The 19272-nt window shown below is 75.4% G+C and carries 20 protein-coding genes; 12 read left to right on the top strand and 8 right to left on the bottom strand.

Features of this window, described 5'->3' with window-relative positions; translation table 11 throughout:
• Window positions 1–44: 44 nt before the first annotated feature.
• Window positions 45–3077: a preprotein translocase subunit SecA gene (gene secA / locus ACI79K_RS13335; RefSeq protein ID WP_456599931.1), complete on the top strand. Its 3033-nt coding sequence runs from the start codon at window positions 45–47 to the stop codon at window positions 3075–3077.
• An 84-nt stretch (window positions 3078–3161) separates the two neighbouring features.
• Here the strand turns inward: secA and ACI79K_RS13330 are convergent, their stop codons facing one another.
• Both ACI79K_RS13330 and ACI79K_RS13325 read right to left on the bottom strand, forming a co-directional pair.
• Window positions 3162–3704: an Rv3235 family protein gene (locus ACI79K_RS13330; RefSeq protein ID WP_456599930.1), complete on the bottom strand. Its 543-nt coding sequence runs from the start codon at window positions 3702–3704 to the stop codon at window positions 3162–3164.
• 40 nt (window positions 3705–3744) lie between these two features.
• Window positions 3745–4473 carry a LysM peptidoglycan-binding domain-containing protein gene (locus ACI79K_RS13325; RefSeq protein ID WP_456599929.1) on the bottom strand — a complete coding sequence of 243 codons (729 nt, stop codon included), beginning with the start codon at window positions 4471–4473 and terminating at the stop codon, window positions 3745–3747.
• Between the two features lie 96 nt (window positions 4474–4569).
• Here ACI79K_RS13325 and ACI79K_RS13320 point away from each other — a divergent pair, with 96 nt between their 5' ends.
• Window positions 4570–5139: a hypothetical protein gene (locus ACI79K_RS13320; protein ID WP_456599928.1), complete on the top strand. Its 570-nt coding sequence runs from the start codon at window positions 4570–4572 to the stop codon at window positions 5137–5139.
• A 4-nt stretch (window positions 5140–5143) separates the two neighbouring features.
• Here the strand turns inward: ACI79K_RS13320 and ACI79K_RS13315 are convergent, their stop codons facing one another.
• Window positions 5144–5398: a helix-turn-helix domain-containing protein gene (locus ACI79K_RS13315; protein WP_456599927.1), complete on the bottom strand. Its 255-nt coding sequence runs from the start codon at window positions 5396–5398 to the stop codon at window positions 5144–5146.
• Window positions 5399–5599: 201 nt separating this feature from the next.
• Here ACI79K_RS13315 and ACI79K_RS13310 point away from each other — a divergent pair, with 201 nt between their 5' ends.
• The 5 genes from ACI79K_RS13310 to ACI79K_RS13290 all read left to right on the top strand — a co-directional run bounded on the left by ACI79K_RS13310 (window position 5600) and on the right by ACI79K_RS13290 (window position 10332).
• Window positions 5600–6424 (top strand): SAF domain-containing protein, encoded by an 825-nt coding sequence (locus ACI79K_RS13310; RefSeq protein ID WP_456599926.1) that lies wholly within the window; start codon window positions 5600–5602, stop codon window positions 6422–6424.
• Complete coding sequence (locus ACI79K_RS13305) at window positions 6424–7719, top strand: AAA family ATPase (protein ID WP_456589916.1); 1296 nt, start codon at window positions 6424–6426, stop codon at window positions 7717–7719. The genes ACI79K_RS13310 and ACI79K_RS13305 overlap by 1 nt, the downstream gene beginning before the upstream one ends.
• 62 nt (window positions 7720–7781) lie before the next feature.
• Window positions 7782–9161: a WS/DGAT/MGAT family O-acyltransferase gene (locus tag ACI79K_RS13300; protein ID WP_456589915.1), complete on the top strand. Its 1380-nt coding sequence runs from the start codon at window positions 7782–7784 to the stop codon at window positions 9159–9161.
• 56 nt (window positions 9162–9217) lie between these two features.
• Window positions 9218–9730, top strand: a complete 513-nt coding sequence (locus tag ACI79K_RS13295) for a DUF6912 family protein (protein ID WP_456599925.1) — start codon at window positions 9218–9220, stop codon at window positions 9728–9730.
• A gap of 92 nt (window positions 9731–9822) precedes the next feature.
• Window positions 9823–10332 carry a MaoC family dehydratase gene (locus ACI79K_RS13290; RefSeq protein WP_113798727.1) on the top strand — a complete coding sequence of 170 codons (510 nt, stop codon included), beginning with the start codon at window positions 9823–9825 and terminating at the stop codon, window positions 10330–10332.
• A 23-nt stretch (window positions 10333–10355) separates the two neighbouring features.
• On the opposite strand, the gene ACI79K_RS13285 is transcribed toward ACI79K_RS13290, so the two are convergent.
• Window positions 10356–10772: an NUDIX hydrolase gene (locus ACI79K_RS13285; protein WP_456589913.1), complete on the bottom strand. Its 417-nt coding sequence runs from the start codon at window positions 10770–10772 to the stop codon at window positions 10356–10358.
• Window positions 10773–10854: 82 nt separating this feature from the next.
• On the opposite strand from ACI79K_RS13285, the gene ACI79K_RS13280 reads away from it, so the two are divergent.
• From ACI79K_RS13280 to ACI79K_RS13260, 5 genes are all read left to right on the top strand, one after another.
• Complete coding sequence (locus tag ACI79K_RS13280) at window positions 10855–11478, top strand: DUF6758 family protein (protein WP_456589912.1); 624 nt, start codon at window positions 10855–10857, stop codon at window positions 11476–11478.
• 162 nt (window positions 11479–11640) lie between these two features.
• Window positions 11641–11799, top strand: a complete 159-nt coding sequence (locus ACI79K_RS13275) for a hypothetical protein (RefSeq protein ID WP_456589911.1) — start codon at window positions 11641–11643, stop codon at window positions 11797–11799.
• A gap of 4 nt (window positions 11800–11803) precedes the next feature.
• On the top strand, window positions 11804–12439 hold the full coding sequence (locus tag ACI79K_RS13270) for a PH domain-containing protein (RefSeq protein WP_456599924.1): 636 nt from the start codon (window positions 11804–11806) through the stop codon (window positions 12437–12439).
• A gap of 50 nt (window positions 12440–12489) precedes the next feature.
• Window positions 12490–13347, top strand: coding sequence for a PHP domain-containing protein (locus ACI79K_RS13265; RefSeq protein WP_456589909.1), 858 nt, complete (start codon window positions 12490–12492; stop codon window positions 13345–13347).
• Between the two features lie 37 nt (window positions 13348–13384).
• Window positions 13385–14248, top strand: a complete 864-nt coding sequence (locus ACI79K_RS13260; RefSeq protein WP_456589908.1) for a RecB family exonuclease — start codon at window positions 13385–13387, stop codon at window positions 14246–14248.
• Window positions 14249–14314: 66 nt separating this feature from the next.
• Here the strand turns inward: ACI79K_RS13260 and ACI79K_RS13255 are convergent, their stop codons facing one another.
• Genes ACI79K_RS13255 through ACI79K_RS13240 form a run of 4 tightly spaced genes read right to left on the bottom strand, consistent with a single transcriptional unit; the run spans window position 14315 to window position 19053 of the window.
• Window positions 14315–15190, bottom strand: a complete 876-nt coding sequence (locus ACI79K_RS13255; protein ID WP_456589907.1) for an oxygenase MpaB family protein — start codon at window positions 15188–15190, stop codon at window positions 14315–14317.
• The gene (locus tag ACI79K_RS13250) at window positions 15187–16107 is read right to left on the bottom strand and encodes an alpha/beta fold hydrolase (protein ID WP_456597106.1); all 921 of its coding nucleotides are present in this window, start codon (window positions 16105–16107) and stop codon (window positions 15187–15189) included. Before ACI79K_RS13250 ends, ACI79K_RS13255 begins: the two co-directional genes overlap by 4 nt.
• Window positions 16108–16156: 49 nt before the next feature.
• Entirely contained in the window at window positions 16157–17356 is a 1200-nt protein-coding gene (locus ACI79K_RS13245; RefSeq protein ID WP_456599923.1) for an outer membrane protein assembly factor BamB family protein, read from the bottom strand.
• Window positions 17356–19053 carry a DEAD/DEAH box helicase gene (locus ACI79K_RS13240; RefSeq protein ID WP_456599922.1) on the bottom strand — a complete coding sequence of 566 codons (1698 nt, stop codon included), beginning with the start codon at window positions 19051–19053 and terminating at the stop codon, window positions 17356–17358. The genes ACI79K_RS13245 and ACI79K_RS13240 overlap by 1 nt, the downstream gene beginning before the upstream one ends.
• Window positions 19054–19272: the final 219 nt, after the last annotated feature.

The raw sequence follows: 19272 nt of genomic DNA, 5'->3' as shown, positions 1-19272 counted from the left end.
GTCGCCGCGACCGCAGCCGCGGCCGGGCCGCCTACGCTGGGGGCGTGCTGTTCTCGAAGATCCTCCGTGCCGGTGAGGGCAAGCTGGTCCGACGCCTCGGCAGAATCGCCGACGCCGTGGAGTCGCTCGCCGACGACTACACCGACCTCTCCGATGCGGAGCTCCGGGCGAAGACCGACGAGTTCAAGGCGCGCCACGCCGACGGCGAGTCCCTCGACGCGCTGCTGCCCGAGGCGTTCGCGGTCGTGCGCGAGGCGGCCACCCGCACCCTGGGGCAGCGGCACTTCCGGGTGCAGCTCATGGGCGGTGCGGCGCTGCACCTGGGCAACATCGCCGAGATGCGCACCGGTGAGGGCAAGACGCTCACCGGGGTCCTCCCCGCCTACCTCAACGCGCTCTCCGGCAAGGGCGTCCACGTGGTCACGGTCAACGACTACCTGGCCAAGCGCGACGCCGAGTGGATGGGCCGCGTGCACCGCTTCCTGGGGCTGTCGGTCGGCAGCATCCTGTCCGGCCAGACCCCCGCGCAACGGCGCGAGCTGTACGCCTGCGACATCACCTACGGGACGAACAACGAGTTCGGCTTCGACTACCTGCGCGACAACATGGCTTGGAGCAAGGCCGACCTGGTGCAGCGCGGGCACCACTACGCGATCGTCGACGAGGTCGACTCCATCCTCATCGACGAAGCCCGCACCCCGCTGATCATCAGCGGCCCCGCCGAGACCGCCGGCAAGTGGTACCAGGAGTTCGCGCGGATCGTGCCGCTGATGAAGCGCGACGTCCACTACGAGGTGGAGGAGGACAAGCGCACCGTCGCCGTCACCGAGGAGGGCGTGGAGTTCGTCGAGGACCAGCTCGGCATCGACAATCTCTACGAGGCCGTCAACACCCCGCTGATCGGCTACCTGAACAACGCCCTCAAGGCCAAGGAGCTGTTCAAGAAGGACCAGCAGTACATCGTCAGCAACGGCGAGGTCCTCATCGTCGACGAGTTCACCGGCCGCGTGCTGGCCGGGCGCCGCTACAACGAGGGCATGCACCAGGCCATCGAGGCCAAGGAGCGGGTGAAGATCAAGGACGAGAACCAGACGCTCGCCACGATCACCCTGCAGAACTACTTCCGGCTCTACGAGAAGCTCTCGGGCATGACCGGCACGGCCCAGACCGAGGCCGCCGAGCTGCACCAGACCTACAAGCTGGGGGTCGTCCCGATCCCCACGAACCGGCCGATGGTGCGGCAGGACCGCTCCGACGTCATCTACAAGACGGAGAAGGCGAAGTTCGACGCCGTCGTCGACGACATCGCCGAGCGGCACGAGGCCGGCCAGCCGGTGCTCGTGGGCACCGCCAGCGTCGAGAAGTCCGAGGTGCTGTCGAAGTACCTGCTCCGGCGCGGGATCCCGCACGAGGTGCTGAACGCGAAGAACCACGCCCGGGAGGCGTCGATCATCGCGCTGGCCGGGCGGCCGGGCGCGGTGACCGTGGCCACCAACATGGCCGGGCGCGGTACCGACATCCAGCTCGGCGGCAACGCCGAGTTCATCGCCGACGAGGCGCTGCGTGCCCGCGGGCTGTCGCCGACGGAGACCCCGGAGGAGTACGAGGCCGCCTGGGACGAGGCCCTCGAGGCGGCGAAGGCCCAGGTGAAGGCCGAGCACGAGGCGGTCGCGGAGGCCGGCGGGCTGTACGTCCTGGGCACCGAGCGGCACGAGAGCCGCCGGATCGACAACCAGCTGCGCGGGCGTTCCGGCCGGCAGGGCGACCCGGGGGAGTCGCGGTTCTACCTCTCCCTGGGTGACGACCTGATGCGCCGGTTCAACGGCCCGATGCTCGAGTCGATGATGAACACCCTCCGGGTGCCCGACGACCAGCCCATCGAGTCGAAGATGGTCAGCCGGGCGATCCTCTCGGCGCAGACCCAGGTCGAGCAGCAGAACTTCGAGGTCCGCAAGAACGTCCTCAAGTACGACGAGGTCCTCAACCGCCAGCGCACCGTCATCTACGACGAGCGGCGCAAGGTGCTCGAGGGGGCCGATCTGCACGAGCAGGTGCGGTCGATGGTCGACGACGTGGTCTCCGCCTACGTCGACGGCGCCACCGAGACCGGGTACGCCGAGGACTGGGACCTCGACCAGCTGTGGAGCGGTCTCAAGGCGCTGTACCCGGTCGGTGTCACCGTCGACGAGCTCGTCGCGCAGAAGGCCGGCGGGGAGCAGTCCGACCTCTCCGCCGAGGACCTCAAGGCCGCGCTGCTCGACGACGTCCACCGCGCCTACGAGGAGCGGGAGACCGCCCTCGGCGCGGAGGTCATGCGCGAGCTGGAGCGGCGGGTGCTGCTGAGCGTGCTCGACCGCAAGTGGCGTGAGCACCTCTACGAGATGGACTACCTGCGGGCCGGCATCCACCTGCGCGCGATGGCCAACCGCGACCCGGTCGTGGAGTACCAGCGCGAGGGCTACGACATGTTCGTGGCGATGCTCGACGGCATCAAGGAGGAGTCGGTCGGCTTCCTGTTCAACCTCGAGGTAAAGACCAAGGGCGAGCAGGAGGCCGAGGCGAAGGCCAAGCAGGCCGAGGCGGAGGCCAAGGCGCTGGCGGCTGCCCAGGCCGGCACGGCGAAGCTGCTGGCCCGGCAGGCCGCGGCGGCGAAGGCGGCCGCCGGTGGCGCTGCGGCCGCGACGGCGCGCCGCTCGTCGGCGCCCGCGGCACCGAACGCCCCGCTGGTGGAGGCCCCTGATCCGGCGGCCGCTGTCGCGGATGCCCCTGCTCCGGCGCCCCCGTCGGAGGTCCCTGCTCCGGCAGCTCCCGCGCCGGCTGCCGAGGCAGCCGAGGAGGCGGCCACGGCCGGCACCGGGCCGGTGCTGGCGGTCAAGGGTCTCGACGAGCCGCGCCGTGCGCCGGAGAACCTCACCTACTCCGCGCCCAGCCTGGACGCATCCCCGGCCGAGGGTGGAAAGGCCAAGGCCGCCAAGACGGCGACGGTCTCCGGCACCAAGGAGACCCCGCGCAACGCGCCCTGCCCGTGCGGGTCGGGCCGGAAGTACAAGCAGTGCCACGGGGCGGCCGGCAACTAGCAGAAGGACCCCGTCCGGACGCCACGACGCCCCGCCGACCGGCACACGGTCGGCGGGGCGTCGTCGTGCAGGGGCCCGCGGGGCTCAGCCGATCTGCAGCACCGTGCAGCGCCAGTGGCCGTCCATGCCCTCCAGTCGAGCCGCCACGGCGTGCGCGCGGCCGCCCCGGTGCGCGACGGCGCTGACCTCCGCGACCCCGTCCACGGGCTCGCAGACGCGCACCCGGCCGATCACCACCGGCGCGTTGCCCTCGGCGCACCACCGCGGGCGGCGGCCGGCCGACAGCGCCGCGTAGACGCCGGGCGAGGCCAGGGGCCGAACCTGGGCGAGTGGTCGCCGTCCGGCCAGCGCCTCCAGCGCCGTGGTCACCAGCCGCCGGGCCGCCGCGCCGACCGGCGGGAGTTCGTCCCGCCCCGTCAGGACGGGTCCGAACTCGTCGCGCGCGGCGGCGGGGGCCGCGACGCTCGGCCGGGGGCCCGGGCGTGGGACGGGTCGGGGGAGCGGCCGTCCCGGGTGCACCAGCCGCAGAGCCGGCAACGGGTCGGCCGGCGGCTGCGGTGTGGGGACGACGGTCAGGCGCAGGGCCGGGCGTGCGGTGGGCGGGGCGTGGCGGGACGGCGCGGTCATCGGGGCTCCCGGGAGTGGCGGTCGGTGGCGGACGGGCGGGTCACGGCAGGGCGGGCGGGCGCAGCACCTGGCCGGGCAGCAGCAGGTCGGGGTCGGGGCCGATCACCTCGGCGTTGGCGCGCCACCAGGCCGTCACGGCGGTGGCCACCTGGGCGGTGGCGGGCGCGCGCCCCGCGGTGCGCGCCAGGTGGTCTCCGGCGATGCGCCAGAGGCAGTCGCCGCGCACGACGACGTGCTCGTCGGCGGAGGGGGCCGGCGGCCAGTCGGGCGGCGCATCGGCCCGCGCACCGTCGTCCGGCGTCGGGGCGGCAGGCGGTGCCGGGGCCGGCCAGTCGGGGACAGCGCTCCCCGCTCCCGGACCGGGCCGGGCCGGGACCTCCTCCGCCGCGGCCGCGGCCGGCAGCCCGGGCGCGGCGGTCACCAGCAGCGGTGGGGCGATGCCCAGGCCGACGCCCAGGGCGAGGGAGGCGGCCCGGCGTGCGGATCGGGGGAGCAGCCCGCGGAGTGCGCCGTCGGCGAGGGCTCCGGCCGCGCCGGGCAGGGCCGAGCACGCGGTGAGCGCGAGGCCGAGCGCGCCCCAGCCCCACACCGCCCAGGCGAGCAGCCCCACCAGGTGGAGGACGAGGACGTCGGCGCCCCCCGTGTCGGCCGTGCGCTGCGCGGCGCCGAGCGCGGCGAGGGAGGCAGGGACGGCTGGTGTCAGCAGCCCCAGCAGGACGGCGATCGCGGCCATGCCGAGGCCCGTGCCGAGCAGTCGTCGCGCCGACATCCGCGCCTCCTCCGTGTTGACGTTGCGTCACTAAAGCAATCAAACGCAAGCAAATGCAAGTATCGGCACGATCTAGGCTGTCGGCGGAGGTGGGAGATGCGGTGGCAACAGCTGTTCGCCGACCTGCAGGCGCAGTTCGAGGCGGCGGAGGAGGCGGAGGAGCGGGCCGAGTGGGCGTCGCGTGCCCGCGCGGAGATCGGCGCCGTCCGGCTGGCCGACCGCATCGGGGGCGCGCTCGGCGCGGAGCTCGTGGTGACCTGCCGCGGCGCGGGACGGGTCCGGGGGGTGCTCGCCGACCGGGGGAGCGACTGGCTGCTGCTCACCGACGAGCGGGCACGCGACCAGCTCGTGGCGGTCGCCGCGGTGCGGGCCGTCGACGGGCTGGGCCGGTGGACCGCGCCGGCGGAGGAGGCGGGCCCGGTGCGGGTGCGGCTGGACCTGCGGCGGGCGCTGCGCGGGCTAGCGCGGGACCGGAGCGCCGTCCAGCTCGTGCTGGACGACGGCACGCAGCTGACCGGGACGATCGACCGGGTGGGCGCCGACTACCTGGAGGTGGCCGAGCACGCGGCGGACCAGCCGCGTCGCCCGCACGCGGTGCGGCGGGTGTCGGCCGTGGTCGTGGACGCGGTGGCCGTGGTGCGCACCCTGGTGCCGGGCTGGGACTGAGGCGTCAGGCCCGCTGGTCGGCAGCCTCCTCCGCGCCGGCACCCGGAGCCGGCTCGGCGGGCACCGTGCCCGCGCGGGCCTCGGCGTACTTCTGCTGGATGAACCGCTCCAGCTCGTCCACCTCGACGCGCCACTGGCCGCGGCCGCCGATCTGGATGGCGATCAGCTCCTTGCGGCGCACCAGCGCATAGGCCTGCGACCACGAGACGTTGAGGATCTCGGCGACGTCGTCGAGGGTCAGGAAGCGAGGTGTGGGCATCGGCGTCTCCATCCGGTCGTCGTCCAGTCTGTCAGCCGTGCCGGTGGCCCGTGGCGGCCGTCCACACCCGAACGTGTGGACGGCGGATGCACGAGTACGCACGCGTGCCGCATCATCGGCACCCCATTGCCGCCATCGGCCCGTACCCGCGGGTCGACGCGCCCGACCGGGCCGGTGGCCTGCCGGCAGAGAGAAGGTCGTGTGACCGCCGTGCGCACCCCGGGCGCCGTCCCCGACGCCCCCGAGCTGCCGGCGGGGCCCACCCCGCGGCGCGTCCGGGCACCGGGGTGGCTGGACCTCCGGCTGGTGCTGGGGGTGCTGCTCGTCCTCGCCTCGGTCCTGCTCGGCGCGCGGGTGGTCAGCGCAGCGGACGCCACCGTGCCGGTCTGGAGCGCCGCCGACGACCTCGCGGCCGGGACGGTGCTGACCGCGGACGACCTCGTGGTGGTCGACGTCCGGCTCGACGACGCCGCGGACCGGTACCTGGCGGGCAGCACCCGCCCGGACGGCAGCACCCTCGCCCGCGGGGTCCGGGCCGGGGAGCTCCTGCCCCGCTCGGCCCTCGAGGAGCCGTCGGACCTGGTGCAGCTGGCGCTCCCGGTCCAGGCCGGCTACGTGCCGCCGGGCCTGCGCCGGGGGCAGCTGGTCGACGTGTACGCCGTCGCCGACCCGGCGGCCGGGGCCACCGGGCCGGCCGTCGGCAGCGTGGACCTCGTCGTCGGCGCCGCGCCGGTGCAGGCGCTGTCGGGCAGCTCCTCGGGCGTGCTCTCCACGCCGACCACCACGGTGCAGGTCGTGGTGAGCGTCGCGGCCGACGACGCCGCCGACGTGCTGGCGGCCATCGCCGGGCGCCCGCTCGTGGTCGTCGCCCACCCGGCCGGGGCAACCGCGGTGCAGCGGACCGGCACCCCGGCGCCGTCGAGCGCGGCGCGCGCCACGCCCGCACCGTCGTCCGCGCCCGGCCCTGCTCCGGGGCCGGCCGTGGCCACCGAGGGAGCACCCGCACCGGCGGGACCGACCGGCTGATGGCACTGCAGGTCTTCACCGCCGTGACCGGGGCCGGCTGGGAGTCCGAGCTCGTCGGCGCCCTCGACCGCGACGACCACGGGGTGACCGTCGTCCGGCGCTGCGTCGACATCTCCGACCTGCTGGCCGCCGCCGCCACCGGCACCGGTCAGGCGGCCCTGCTGTCGGCGGAGCTGCGCCGCCTCGACGGCGACACGGTGGCCCGGTTGCACGCGGCCGGCGTCGCGGTCGTCGGGTTGGTGGAGCCCGGCGACGACGCCGCGGCGCAGCGGCTGCGCCGGCTCGGGGTCGCCCAGGTGCTGCCGGCCGATGCAGATCCGGAGCTGATCGCCCGGGCGCTGCGGGAGGCGGTCACGGGCGTACCGGCGTCCGGCCACGACGTCGCCGACCTGCGCGCGGCGCTCCCCGGGCCCGGTGCCCCCGTCGAGCCGGCGCGGCCGCCGGGAGAACGGGGCCGGGTGGTGGCGGTCTGGGGACCGACCGGGGCCCCCGGCCGGACGACGGTCGCGGTCGGCGTGGCCGACGAGTCCGCTCGGCTGGACGTGCCCACCCTGCTCGTGGACGCCGACGTCCACGGCGGGGTGGTGGCGCAGGTCCTCGGGCTTCTCGACGAGTCGCCCGGGCTCGCCGGCGCGGCCCGGCAGGCCGGCCTCGGATCACTGGACGGCGCGGCGCTGGCCGCGCTGGCGTGGGCGGTCCGCCCCCACCTGCGCGTGCTCACCGGCCTGGCCCGCGCCGACCGCTGGCCGGAGCTCCGGCCGGCCGCGGTCACCGCGGTCCTCGAGCAGGCGCGCCTCCTCGCGCGGCTGACCGTCGTCGACTGCGCCTTCGCCGTGGAGGACGACGAGGAGCTCTCCTTCGACACCGCGGCGCCGCGCCGGAACGGCGCCACGCTGGCCGTCCTGGAGCACGCGGACACGGTGCTGTGCGTGACCGGGGCCGACCCCGTCGCCCTCCAGCGGTGCGTGCGGGCGCTGGAGCAGCTGCGCGACGTGCTGCCCGACGTCGAGCCGCTGCTGGTCGTGAACCAGCTGCGCCGCGGACCGGTCCCGGGTGAGCCGCGCCGGGAGATCGGGGAGGCCCTGGAGCGCTTCACCGGCCGGCGGCCCCGGTTCTTCCTCCCGGCCGACCGGCGCGCGACCGATGCGGCGCTCGCGGCCGGCCGCACCCTGGCCGAGGCGGCGGCGGGCTCGGCGCTGCGCACGGAGCTGCGCGCCCTGGCCGCCCAGCTCGCGGGGGTCCCCGTCCCCGTGGCCGGCCGACGCGGGGCGGTGCGCGGTCGGCGGGCGGGCTGAGCGCCGGGCTGTCCGGAACCGCGTCGCCGTCGTAGCGTGAGGGCCCCGTCGGGAGGAGCACGATGGTCGAGCGGTTGGGCACCCTGGAGGCCTCGTTCCTCTACCTGGAGGAGCCGGGCGTCCCCATGCACGTCGGCGGGGTGCTGATCCTCGAGACGCCTCCCGGTGGCCTCGACGCGCTCGCCGCGCTGGTCGAGGCGCGGCTGTCGCTGGTGCCGCGGTACCGGCAGCGGGTCGCCGAGGTGCCGGGGCACCTGGCCAACCCCGTGTGGGTCGACGACCCCGACTTCGACATCACCTACCACCTGCGCCGGTCGGGGCTGCCGCGGCCGGGCACGGAGCAGCAGCTGCTCGACCTGGTGTCCCGGCTGATGTCCCGCCCGCTGGACCGGCGGCGCCCGCTGTGGGAGGCGTACCTCGTCGAGGGCCTCGGTGGAAACCGGGTGGCGGTGGTGACCAAGACGCACCCCGCGCTCGTGGACGGGCTCAGCGCCGTCGACATCGGGCAGGTCCTGCTCGACGTCTCGCCGGACGCGCCGGCACCGGAAGCGGCGGAGTGGCGACCCCGCCGGCCGCCCTCAGGCGTCGAGCTCGTGTGGTCGGCCCTCGAGGACTACCGGCAGCGCCCGTCGTCGCTGGTCGGGCTGGCGCGCTCCGCGGCGACCGACGCGCGCGCCACCGCCGTGCGGATCGGCGGGGTGACCGGCGGCCTGCTCCGCACGGCCCGCTCGGCGATCCTCCCGGCGCCGCACAGTCCGCTCAACGCCCCGATCGGGCGGCAACGTCGGGTCGCGGTGGCGTGCGCCGACCTCGACGACCTGAAGCGGGTGCGGAAGGCGCACGGCGGCACGGTGAACGACGTGCTGCTGACCGTCGTCGCCGGCGCCCTCCGGGAGTGGCTGCTCTCGCGCGGTGAGCCGCTCGTCGGCGGCACCTCGGTGCGGGCCCTGGTGCCGGTGTCGGTGCAGGACGAGGACGGCTCCGCGGGCAACCAGGTCACCTCCCACCTGGTGGACCTGCCGGTGGGGGAGCCCAACCCGAGGGTCCGGCTCGCCCGGCTCACCTACGCCATGCGCGGGCTCACCCAGCACGGGCAGTCGGTCGGGGCGGACAGCCTGATCGCGCTCAGCGGGTTCGCCCCGTCGACGCTGCACGCGCTGGGCGCCCGGGCGGCCCGGGGGCTCTCCCGGCGGCTGTTCAACCTCGTGGTGACCAACGTGCCGGGCCCCCAGGTGCCGCTGTACGCCGCCGGTGGCCGGGTGCTGGAGGTGTTCCCGGTGGTGCCGCTGGCCCGCGGGCAGGGGCTGTCGATCGGCATGACCTCCTACGACGGCACGGTGTTCTTCGGCCTCAACGCCGACCGGGACAGCATGGGTGACGTCGACGTGCTCGCCGACCTCATCGAGCAGGAGGTCGCCGGGCTGGTCGAGACCTCGTCCTGACCCGCCGTCCGGCGGCGGCTACGGTCGTCCTTCCACCGACGAAGGGGGTCAGCCGGGTGCGCGTGTACCTGCCGGCGACGACGAACGTGCTCCGCACCCTGGTCGAGGAGAGGCACCTGCCCGCTCCGCAGACCGTCTTCGCGGTCACCCCGCAGCTGCGCGAGTTCTACGCGCTCAGCGACGCGGAGGCCGACACCGAGGAGCTGGAGTACGCCGCGCTCCTGGCCGCGGCGCGGGCGAGCCTGCGGCTGCTCGACCTCGACCCCCTGGCCGCCCGCCGCCGGGTCGTGCTCGCCGCCGACGTGCCCGACGACGCGGTGACCCCGATGGACGACCCGCACGTGGAGCGCGGCGCGGCCCGGCTGGCCCACGAGGTGCGGCTGCCCGAGGTCGTGAGCGCGCACATCGACGACGCCGAGGCCGAGGAGGACGTCCGCCGGGCGGTGGGCGTCGTCCTGGAGGCGGACCTCGGCAGCGAGGACGCGCAGTTCGTCGTCGACCAGGCCGAGGGGCACGAGCTCGGCTGGTACGCCAGGCAGGAGCTCGGACCGGTCCTGGAACTGCTCTGACGCCCGGGGCCCGGGCGCCGGCGGGTGCCGGCCCGTGCCGCGTCCGTAGGATCACCAGCCGTCTGTCAGCGTCGACGTCGGGAGCCAGCGAGATGCAGTTCGGTCGGTACTACGAGGAGTTCGAGGTCGGGGCCGTCTACAAGCACTGGCCCGGGAAGACCGTCACCGAGTACGACGACCACCTGTTCTGCCTGCTGACGATGAACCACCACCCGCTGCACATGGACGTGAACTACGCGGAGAAGACCACCGACTTCGGCAAGAACGTCGTCGTCGGGAACTACATCTACTCGCTGCTGCTCGGCATGAGCGTGCCCGACGTCTCGGGCAAGGCGATCGCCAACCTGGAGATCGAGTCGCTGCGGCACGTCGCCCCGACCTTCCACGGCGACACGATCTACGGCGAGACGACGGTGCTGGACAAGACGCCGTCGAAGTCGAAGGACGACCGCGGCGTGGTGTACGTGGAGACCATCGGCTACAAGCAGGACGGCACCGTCGTCTGCATCTTCCGGCGCAAGGTCATGGTGCCCAAGCGCTCGTACGGGGAGGCCCGCGGCGGCGAGCAGCCCGGCCGCCCGGAGCCCACCCCCCGCGGCTGACGACGGCGGGGCGTGCGGTCGGGTCAGCCCGGCAGCACGCCCCACTCCTGCAGGGTCTCCACGAGTCGCGGCGTGCACCGCAGGGCGGCGATCGTCGCCGCGTCCGCGAAGACGACGTCGAGCGCGTCGTCCCCGGCGACCGGCTGCGCCCCGGGCTCCAGCAGGGCGCACGCGAGGTCGACGACGTCGTAGACGACCGCACCGCCGTCGATGCGGATCCGGCCCACCTCCGCCCCCGCGCGGACCCGCAGCCCGGTCTCCTCGCGGACCTCCCGCTCGACGGCCTGGCCGACGGTCTCGCCCGGCTCGACCCGGCCACCGGGGAGCGACCACAGGCCCCGCCCCGGCTCGTTGCCCCGGCGCACCAGCAGCAGGCGGCGCTCCGCGTCGTGCACGACGGCGCCGACGCACGGCACCGCGGGAGGCTCGGCGGCGGTCACACCCGGGAGGCTACGCACGCCGGCCGCGGCCCCGCACCGCTGCGCTTGACGATCGGGGCCGCTCCCGCGACCGTGTTCCCCGATGAGTGCGTCACCGGTCTGCCCGCGCTGCGGTGAGCCAGTGGCCGTCCGCCCCGGATCCGAGGCGCACGCCTGGTGCCACCGGCACGGCGCGGTCACGCCGCTGCACCACACCGCCCTGGTCGCCCACGACGCGATCGCCGCCGTCACCGCCGACGCGCGGGTGCCGGCGTGGGTGCCGGACCCGGTGCCCCCGGGCTGGGCGGTGACCGGGCTGGCCTGGGGTGGTGAGCCGGGCGCCCGGGCGATCGTCGTCGACTGTGCCGGACCGGCCCCGCTCGGGGGCGCCGCCGAGCTCGTGCTGGTGGCCGAGGAACCCGGTACCGGCGTCGGCTGCGGCTACGCCGGTCTCCCGGGGCTCGACCCGGGGGACGTGATCTCCGGGCCGAGCTCGGTCGACGTCGAGGCCGCCGGCCAGCACGCCCCGCTGTGGGCGGTGCCGACGAGCCAGGACCGTGCGGCGTTCGTGGGGGAGGCCTACGGGGTCTGGCTGTGGCTGGTGATGTGGCCGATGAGCGCCGCCTGGCTGCTGGTCGAGGAGCTGCGGCTGCTCGACCTGCGGGAACGGATCTACCCCGACCTGCCGCTGGGGCCGGTGGGGGAGCACCTGCTGCCCGGCCGCTGATCCCCGGTCGCGGAACCGACCGGGCCGCTCGTGACCGGCGCGTCGGTGCGGTGCGCCGTGGGGCCTGTGTTACTCATGGGACGAACGCGTCCGCCGCACCCGGCGGACCCTCCTGCCGGCCCGGACGCCCGGGCTGCCTCGTCCCACACCACGGAGGTGGCGGTGAACCTCAAGAAGGTCCTCACCTGGGTGGTCGTCGCCTTCGTGCTCTTCTACGTGATCCAGGCGCCGGAGTCCTCGGCGGAGATCGTCCGCAGCGCCGGCGAGGCGCTCGGCGAGGCGGCGTCGTCGCTCGCGCAGTTCGTCGGCTCCCTGGTCTGAGCCGGTGGCCGATCCTGTCGGGCTCCCGACCAGGGCCGCCAAGGACGTCCGGAAGTACCTGCTCGACGACGAGGACGCGGTGGTGGTCACCCGCCGGCACTGGGCGGTGCTCGTCGTCCCCACCCTCAAGTTCCTGCCGGTCCTGTTCGTCGGCGGCTGGCTGCTCGTGCTGGACCCGGAGAACCGGGTCACCAGCACCGTCGGGATGCTCGTGGTCCTGGTCGCGTTGGCCACCTACGCGATGCGGGTCGGTGAGTGGTGGATGCGGCACTTCATCGTCAGCCGGCGGCGGGTGCTGCTGACCTCGGGCGTGATCGTCCGGACCGTCACGCTGCTGCCGCTGCGCCGGATCACCGACCTGACGTGGAAGGAGACCTTCTTCGGCCAGCTGCTGGGCTACGGCACCTTCCGGTTCGAGTCCGCCGGGCAGCAGCAGGGGCTGTCGGAGATCACCTTCCTGCCGCGCGCCGGCGACCTCTACCGCGAGGTCAGCGGCCTGCTGTTCGGCAGCGACTGGGGCAGCGCCGGCGCCGGGGACGACGAGGGCAACCCCGAGTCGCCGGCACCGGCCGGGCCGGTCGCCACCGGCGGACGGCGGGACACCGAACCCATCCCGCCGCTCCCGCCGCGAGAGCCGTGACCGGCCGCTCCCCGGGTGGTGCACGCCCGCGTGCGGCAGGCTGACCGGTGATGCGGATCGACCTGCACACCCACTCCTCGGTGTCCGACGGGACCGACGACCCCGCCGCGCTGCTGGCCGCCGCGCGGGCCGCGGGCCTCGACGTCGTGGCGCTCACCGACCACGACACGACGGCCGGCTGGGCTGCGGCGGTGGAGGGCCGTCCGGCCGGGCTGACCGTCGTCCCCGGCATGGAGATGTCCTGCCGCTGGTTCCCCTCCGACCAGCCGCCGATCAGCGTGCACCTGCTCGGCTACCTGTTCGACCCGCTGCACCCGGTGTTCGCGGCGGAGCGGGCCCGGCTGCGGGACGAGCGCCTCGGTCGCGCCGAGCGGATCGTGGCGGCGCTGGCCGCCGACGGGTACCCGGTGGTCTGGGCGGAGATCGTCGCGCACGCCGGCGGCGGGGTGATCGGCCGGCCGCACGTGGCGCAGGCGCTGATCCGTGCCGGCGTCGTCGGCACCGTCGCGGAGGCGTTCGCCGGGCTGCTGCACCACCGCAGCCCGTACTACGTCAGCAAGGCCGACACCGACGTCCGCGAGGGGATCGCCCTCGTTCGGGCGGCCGGCGGCGTGCCGGTGTTCGCCCACGGGCTGGCCACCGCGCGCGGCCGGGTGGTCGGGGACGACGCGATCGCCGCCATGGCCGCAGCCGGGCTGCTCGGCCTGGAGGTCGACCACCCCGACCACACCGCCGAGCAGCGCGCCCACCTGCGCGGGCTGGCCGCCGAGCTCGACCTGATCGCCACCGGCTCCAGCGACCACCACGGCACCAACAAGGCGACGCCGCTCGGCGCGTGCACGACGGACCCGGCGCAGTTCGAGCGGCTGCTGGCGGCGGGCACCGGCACCGCGCCGTGGCGCGACTGATCCGGAAGCGTCGCCCCCCGCGGCTACCGTGACCGGTATGCGCAACCCCACGGACGGCGGGCAGGGCGTCCTGCCCGGCATGCCCCGGCGGCTGCTGCGCGCGAGCCCGAAGTCGCTGGCCGACTTCTCCGACTGTCCACGGCGCTACCGGTTCGCCAACGTGGACCGGCCGAGCCCGCCGCGCGGCCCGCGGTTCGCCCACCACACCGTCGGCACGGCGCTGCACCAGGTGCTCTCCTCGTGGTGGGACCTGCCTGTCGAGCGCCGCACGCCCGGGGCCGCGCGGCAGCTGCTCGTCGCGGCCTGGAGCCCCGCGGGGTTCCGCGACGACGAGCAGTCCGACCGCTGGCGGGCCCGGGCGGCCGGCTGGCTCACCGACTACCTCGCCGGCGTCGACCCGACCGAGGAGCCCCGCGCCCGGGAGCGGACCGTCAGCACGATGACCGAGCGGATGACGCTCTCGGGCCGGGTGGACCGCATCGACGAACGCGGCGAGGAGCTCGTCGTCGTCGACTACAAGACCGGCCGTGCACCGAGCACCGATGACGAGGCGCGCGGCTCCCAGGCGCTGGCGCTCTACGTCCTCGCCGTCCGCCGCACGCTCCGCCGGCCGTGCACCCGGGTCGAGCTGCACCACGTGCCCTCCGGCACGGTGGCCGCCTTCGAGCACACCGAGCGGTCGCTGGCCAACCACGCCCGGCGGGCCGAGGACGTCGCCATCGACATCCAGGCGGCGAGCGAGGCGGTGGCCGCCGGGCAGGACCCCGACGCCGCCTTCCCGGCGGTCCCGGGCAAGCAGTGCGGGTGGTGCGACTTCCGGCCCAGCTGCCCGGCGGGGCAGGCCGCCGGCCCGGCCCGGGAGCCGTGGAGCTTCCTCCCCGAGGACGACGCGGCCACCTGATGGAACGGCCACGCTGCAGGGTCCCGCCCCGAGCTCGCAAGGGGTGGGGGGCAGCGTGGTCCTCTCTCAGGCGGCCGGCGCCACGGGCGCGCGGACGAGCCCGGCGCGCACGATCGGTGACCGGTACGCCCGATCGGGCAGCGCCAGGAACGCGGTCCGGAACGCCCGGAGCCCGGCGGTCGCCGCGGCGTCGGTCAGCGCCAGCCCCGGCAGGGAGTACATCCTCCGGGCCCAGGCGGGCAGCAGCGCGAAGCAGAGCGCCGCCAGGGTGCCCCACACCGGCCTCGCCGGCGTCAGCACCTGCAGCCACCCGGGCATCGGCGGCAGGAAGAGGTCCCGGACACCCTTCACGGCCGCCGGGGTGGCCGCCAGCGAGGGCCGCATGCCCTCGAAGTACGCGTCGAGCTCGGCCACCGACCTCGGCACCGTCGCCAGCGGCACCCCCACGAGGTGCGCGAAGGTCACCTGCTCGTCCACGTAGCGGTCGGCCTCGTCGTCCGTCAGCGCCACCCCCGCCCGGCGGGCCGTCGTCAGGATCGACGCGACGGCGCAGGCGTGCACCCACAGGAGCAGGTCCGGGTCGTCGACCCGGTAGGCGCGGCCGGTCGTCTCCTCGACGCCGGAGAGCTTCCGGTGGTAGCCCCGCACCCGGGCGGCCATCCGGCGCGCCTCGGTCCGCCGCCCGAAGACGACCGTCTCCATGTACTGGCCGGTGCGGGTCATGCGCATCCACCAGTCGTCCTTGAAGCCGGCGGAGTTGCGCGCAACGCCGTCCATGGCCACCGGGTGCAGGGCCTGGAGCATCAGCGCCCCCATCGCGCCGACGTGGTATGCGGGGTCGCCGTGGATCCGCCAGGTCACGCTCCCCGGGCCGAAGAAGCCCAGCCGGTCCTCCTCCTCGGTCCAGTCGTCGGGCGAGGGCAGCGGTGCCAGCCGGCTCACGACCGCTCCTCGGCGCTCGACCAGAAGTCGCAGAGCACCTCGAGGGTGCGCGGCGGGTTCTCGACGGCGGGGGAGTGGATCGCGTTGTCGATCACCTCGTGCCGGGCGCCCAGCCGGCGGGCCATGTCGGCCTGCACGTGCGGCAGCCAGGCGTCGTCGGCCTCCCCGTGCGCCACCAGGACCGGCACACCGGCCTCCTTCAGCTCGGCCACCCGGTCGGGTTCGGCCAGCATGGCGTCGGCCATGCCCCGCAGCCCGGCGGCGGAGTTGCGCAGGAAGCGGCGCGAGTAGAACTCCCGGGTCGGCGCCGGTACGGCCTGCGCCTTGGGATCGGTCATCGCCAGCTGCTCCAGCGTCTCGTGGACCAGCGGCACGCCTCCGGCGTCCAGCAGGGGGCCGAGGTGGTCCAGCAGCTCGGCGCGGCGTCCGGTGAGCCGGGAGGGCCCCGACCCGAGCAGCGTGAAGGTGGTGAACAAGCCCGGTTCGGCGAGGACTGCGGCCCGGGTGACCAGCCCTCCGAAGCTGTGCCCCACCAGGTGGAGGGGCGCACCGGACTCCTCCCGCAGCACCTGCGCCACCGCGACGACGTCGGCGCCGAGGGCCGCCACCGAGTACTGGGCTGGCTCGTCGGGGCCCGGTGACTCGTACTGCCCCCGCTGGTCCAGCGCGACCACCCGGTACCCGGTGGCGGCGAGCGGGCTCAGCAGCGGGGCGAAGTCCTCCTTGCTGCCCGTGTAGCCGGCCACCATCAGCACGGTGCCGCGGGCGGCGCTTCCCCCGGTGTCCAGGGCGGCGAGCGGCCCGGCGCCACCGGGAAAGGTGCGCGCGACCGCGTCGTGCCGCGCGAGCTGGCGGAGGTCGTCGGGCGCGATGGCGAGGGACACGGGTCGGGCATCGGGGCCGCCGGGCAGGACCATGGCCCCCAGTGAACCCCGAACGCAGCGGGCGCGCCGGGGCGGGGCGGCCTCAGCGGTAGACGCGGACCTCGCCGGGCAGCGCGAGGACGACCGCAGGGCCGACGACGGTGGCCACCGCACCCTCGGGCAGGTCGATCGCTCCCGACCGGCCCAGCTCGTCGCCGGTGCCGGGGTCGAGGTGGACGATCCCGTCGGACGTCGGGACGGGCAGCGTCGTGGTGCCGTCCGCGGTCGCCTCCCCGGGTACACCGGTGGCGGGAGCCGTCCACAACGGTCGGGCGGACTCCGGGTCGAGCGCGGTGAGCGTGCCCCCGGCGGAGACCAGCACCGCGGTGTCGGTGGCCGACGCCCGCACCGCGGACCCGGGGCCGGCGGCCAGGGTGGCGAGCAGCGAGCCGTCGGCGGCGGAGAGCAGCTGAACCTCGTCGCCCAGGCGCACCGTGACGAGCTGGTCCGCGCCCACCAGCTCGGTGGTCCCACCGTCGGATCCCGGCAGGTCGCGGGTCCAGTGCGGGGCGCCGTCGAACCCGTCCAGCAGCTCGAGCTGCGCGGTGTCGGAGCCGGCGCACTGCTGCAGCACCGCCACGCCTGCGTCGCCGGCCGCGGACCGCAGCAACCGGCAGCCCTCCGGAGGGGCGTACCGCCAGCGGATGCCGCCGGCGGTGGGGTCGAGCGTGACGATCCCGGTGGGGCTGCGGGCCAGCACGATGCGGTCGGTGGAGGAGAGGGTCGCGTCCGCGCGGAAGTCGACGTTCCGGGTCCACGCGCGGACGCCGGTGCCGGCGTCCAGGGCGACCGCCTCGTCGCACCGGTCCTCGGTCCGGAAGACCGCCACCGCGACGCCGTCGGTCGCCGTGAGCCCGCAGAGCCGGGCGTTGGCCCGCGTGTAGTGCCAGGCCTCCTCGCCGGTCGCCGGGTCCAGCCCGCGCACCCCTTGCGGCGAGCCGACCAGCACGCGCCCCTCCTCGACGACGTCCCCGGGCACGGGGTCGCCCTCGGTGGACCACGCCTCGGCGACGGTGTCGGCCGGCGCCCCCGCAGGGGGATCGGCCGCGGGCGCGGTGCTGCTCGACGTGGCGGCCGCGTCCGAGCCCCGCCACAGCAGCGCGGCGACGACGACCAGTGCGACCGTGGCCGCCGTCCAGACCCACACCCGCAGCGGCGGCGCGCCGACGGTGGTGGACCGGCCACCCGCCAGGGGTCCGCGCCGAGCGTGCGAGGCGTGGGCCCCCGGGAGGTGCTCCGTCATCAGCCCTCGGAGCCGGCGCCCGAACTCTCCGCGCCGGCGCCACCCGCGCCCGAGCCGCCGCGTCCGGCACCGCCACGCCGGCGCCGGCGGCGCGGCCGGGCGCTCCCACCCTCGGCGGAGGCCGCCGGGGTCGTTCCGGCCGGTGCGGCGCCCTCTGCCGCCGGGCCGTCGGCAGCGGCCGCCGTCTCCCCGCTGCGGCGGGTCCGCCGCCGCGGACGGCTCTTGCCGCTGCCCGCGGACTGCTCGTCGCCGGGCTCCTGGCGCTGCGCCGGGCCGCGCGAGTCGCCGCGACCCGCGGCGCGGTTCCGCTTGCCGGTCTCGCCGAGGTCCTCGAGCACCTCCGCGTCCAGCCCCTCACGGGTCCGCTGCGAGCGCGGCAGCCGGCCCTTGGCGCCCTCGGGGACGTCGAGGTCGGTGTAGACCCACGGGGAGGTCGAGTAGGTCTCCGGTGGGTCGGCGAAGTCCAGGTCCAGCGCCTTGTTGATCAGCTGCCACCGGGGGATGTCGTCCCAGTCGACCAGGGTGACCGCGACACCGGTCGACCCCGCGCGGCCGGTGCGGCCGATGCGATGCACGTAGGTCTTCTCGTCCTCCGGGCACTGGTAGTTCACGACGTGGCTGACGCCGGTGACGTCGATGCCGCGGGCGGCGACGTCCGTGGCCACCAGCACGTCCACCTTGCCGCTGCGGAAGGCCCGCAGCGCCTGCTCCCGGGCGCCCTGACCCAGATCGCCGTGCACGGCCGCGGCGGCGAAGCCGCGGTCGACGAGCTCGTCGGCGACCTTCTGCGCGGTGCGCTTGGTGCGGCAGAAGACCATGACCAGGCCGCGGTCGCGGGCCTGCAGCACGCGGGAGAGCAGCTCGGGCTTGTCCAGGTTGTGCGCCCGGTAGATGAACTGGGTGGTCTGCGGAACCGTCGAGCCCTCGTCGTTGCCGTGGGCACGGATGTGCGTCGGCTGGGTCATGAAGGTCCGCGACAGGGTCACGATCGGGCCGGGCATCGTGGCCGAGAAGAGCATCGTCTGCCGCTTCTCCGGAACCATCGCGAGGATCCGCTCGATGTCGGGCAGGAAGCCGAGGTCGAGCATCTCGTCGGCCTCGTCGAGAACGAGCGCCTTGACCTTGCCCAGGATCAGGTCGCCCCGCTGGGCCAGGTCGAGGAGTCGACCCGGCGTGCCGACGACGACCTCGACACCCTTGCGGAGCGACTCGATCTGCGGCTCGAAGGCGCGGCCGCCGTAGATCGCCTCCACGCGGATGCCGCGCTTGGCGCCGGCGGCGCCCAGGTCGCGGGCGACCTGCACGCACAGCTCGCGAGTGGGGACGACGACCAGTGCCTGCGGCACCCCGTCACCGCCCTCGGCCGGCGGGACGACGCGCTGCAGGAGCGGGACGCCGAAGCCCAGGGTCTTGCCGGTGCCGGTGCGCGCCTGGCCGATGAGGTCGTTGCCGGCGAGCGCCAGCGGGAGGGTGAGCTCCTGGATGGCGAAGGTGCGGTGGATGCCCACGTCGGCCAGTGCGGCGACGATGTCGGGGTGCACGTCGAAGTCGCTGAACAGCGGGCTGTCGGCGGCGACGGGGGCGCCGCCGAGCTCCTCGACGGTCTGCGCGAGCTCCTCGGGAGCGGGCGCGCCGGTCTCGGCGTGCTCCAGCTCGGGGGCGGTGGTCTCGGTGGAGGTCTTCTCGGTGGAGGTCAAACTCTCGCCTCTGGTCTGCTGGGGACCGGCTGCGGCAGCGGTGTCGCCGCCTCGCGCCCGTCCCGGGTCGGTTGTCGCGGGATCGGTTCCTGCGCCGACGCGGCCAGCGGAACCGGACCTCGCCACGGCCCGGGAGACAGCCCGGGGGGCGTCGTCCAGCGATCGTCAGCGCACAGATGTTCGAGCGCGCCCGGAGGCTCGCCGATTCCCATGCTAGCG

The sequence above is a fragment of the Blastococcus sp. SYSU DS0616 genome, from assembly GCF_054051015.1.
The sequence above is the reverse complement of the archived record's forward strand: the minus strand, read 5'-3'. Positions and strand labels throughout refer to the sequence as shown.

Coding starts and splice junctions, on each gene's coding strand:
- ACI79K_RS13265 (WP_456589909.1), top strand. CDS start 12,490: ATGCGGATCGACCTGCACACCCACTCCTCGGTGTCCGACGGGACCGAC.
- ACI79K_RS13320 (WP_456599928.1), top strand. CDS start 4,570: ATGCGGTGGCAACAGCTGTTCGCCGACCTGCAGGCGCAGTTCGAGGCG.
- ACI79K_RS13305 (WP_456589916.1), top strand. CDS start 6,424: ATGGCACTGCAGGTCTTCACCGCCGTGACCGGGGCCGGCTGGGAGTCC.
- ACI79K_RS13325 (WP_456599929.1), bottom strand. CDS start 4,473: ATGTCGGCGCGACGACTGCTCGGCACGGGCCTCGGCATGGCCGCGATC.
- ACI79K_RS13300 (WP_456589915.1), top strand. CDS start 7,782: ATGGTCGAGCGGTTGGGCACCCTGGAGGCCTCGTTCCTCTACCTGGAG.
- ACI79K_RS13260 (WP_456589908.1), top strand. CDS start 13,385: ATGCGCAACCCCACGGACGGCGGGCAGGGCGTCCTGCCCGGCATGCCC.
- ACI79K_RS13280 (WP_456589912.1), top strand. CDS start 10,855: ATGAGTGCGTCACCGGTCTGCCCGCGCTGCGGTGAGCCAGTGGCCGTC.
- ACI79K_RS13245 (WP_456599923.1), bottom strand. CDS start 17,356: ATGACGGAGCACCTCCCGGGGGCCCACGCCTCGCACGCTCGGCGCGGA.
- ACI79K_RS13250 (WP_456597106.1), bottom strand. CDS start 16,107: ATGGTCCTGCCCGGCGGCCCCGATGCCCGACCCGTGTCCCTCGCCATC.
- ACI79K_RS13290 (WP_113798727.1), top strand. CDS start 9,823: ATGCAGTTCGGTCGGTACTACGAGGAGTTCGAGGTCGGGGCCGTCTAC.
- ACI79K_RS13330 (WP_456599930.1), bottom strand. CDS start 3,704: ATGACCGCGCCGTCCCGCCACGCCCCGCCCACCGCACGCCCGGCCCTG.
- ACI79K_RS13315 (WP_456599927.1), bottom strand. CDS start 5,398: ATGCCCACACCTCGCTTCCTGACCCTCGACGACGTCGCCGAGATCCTC.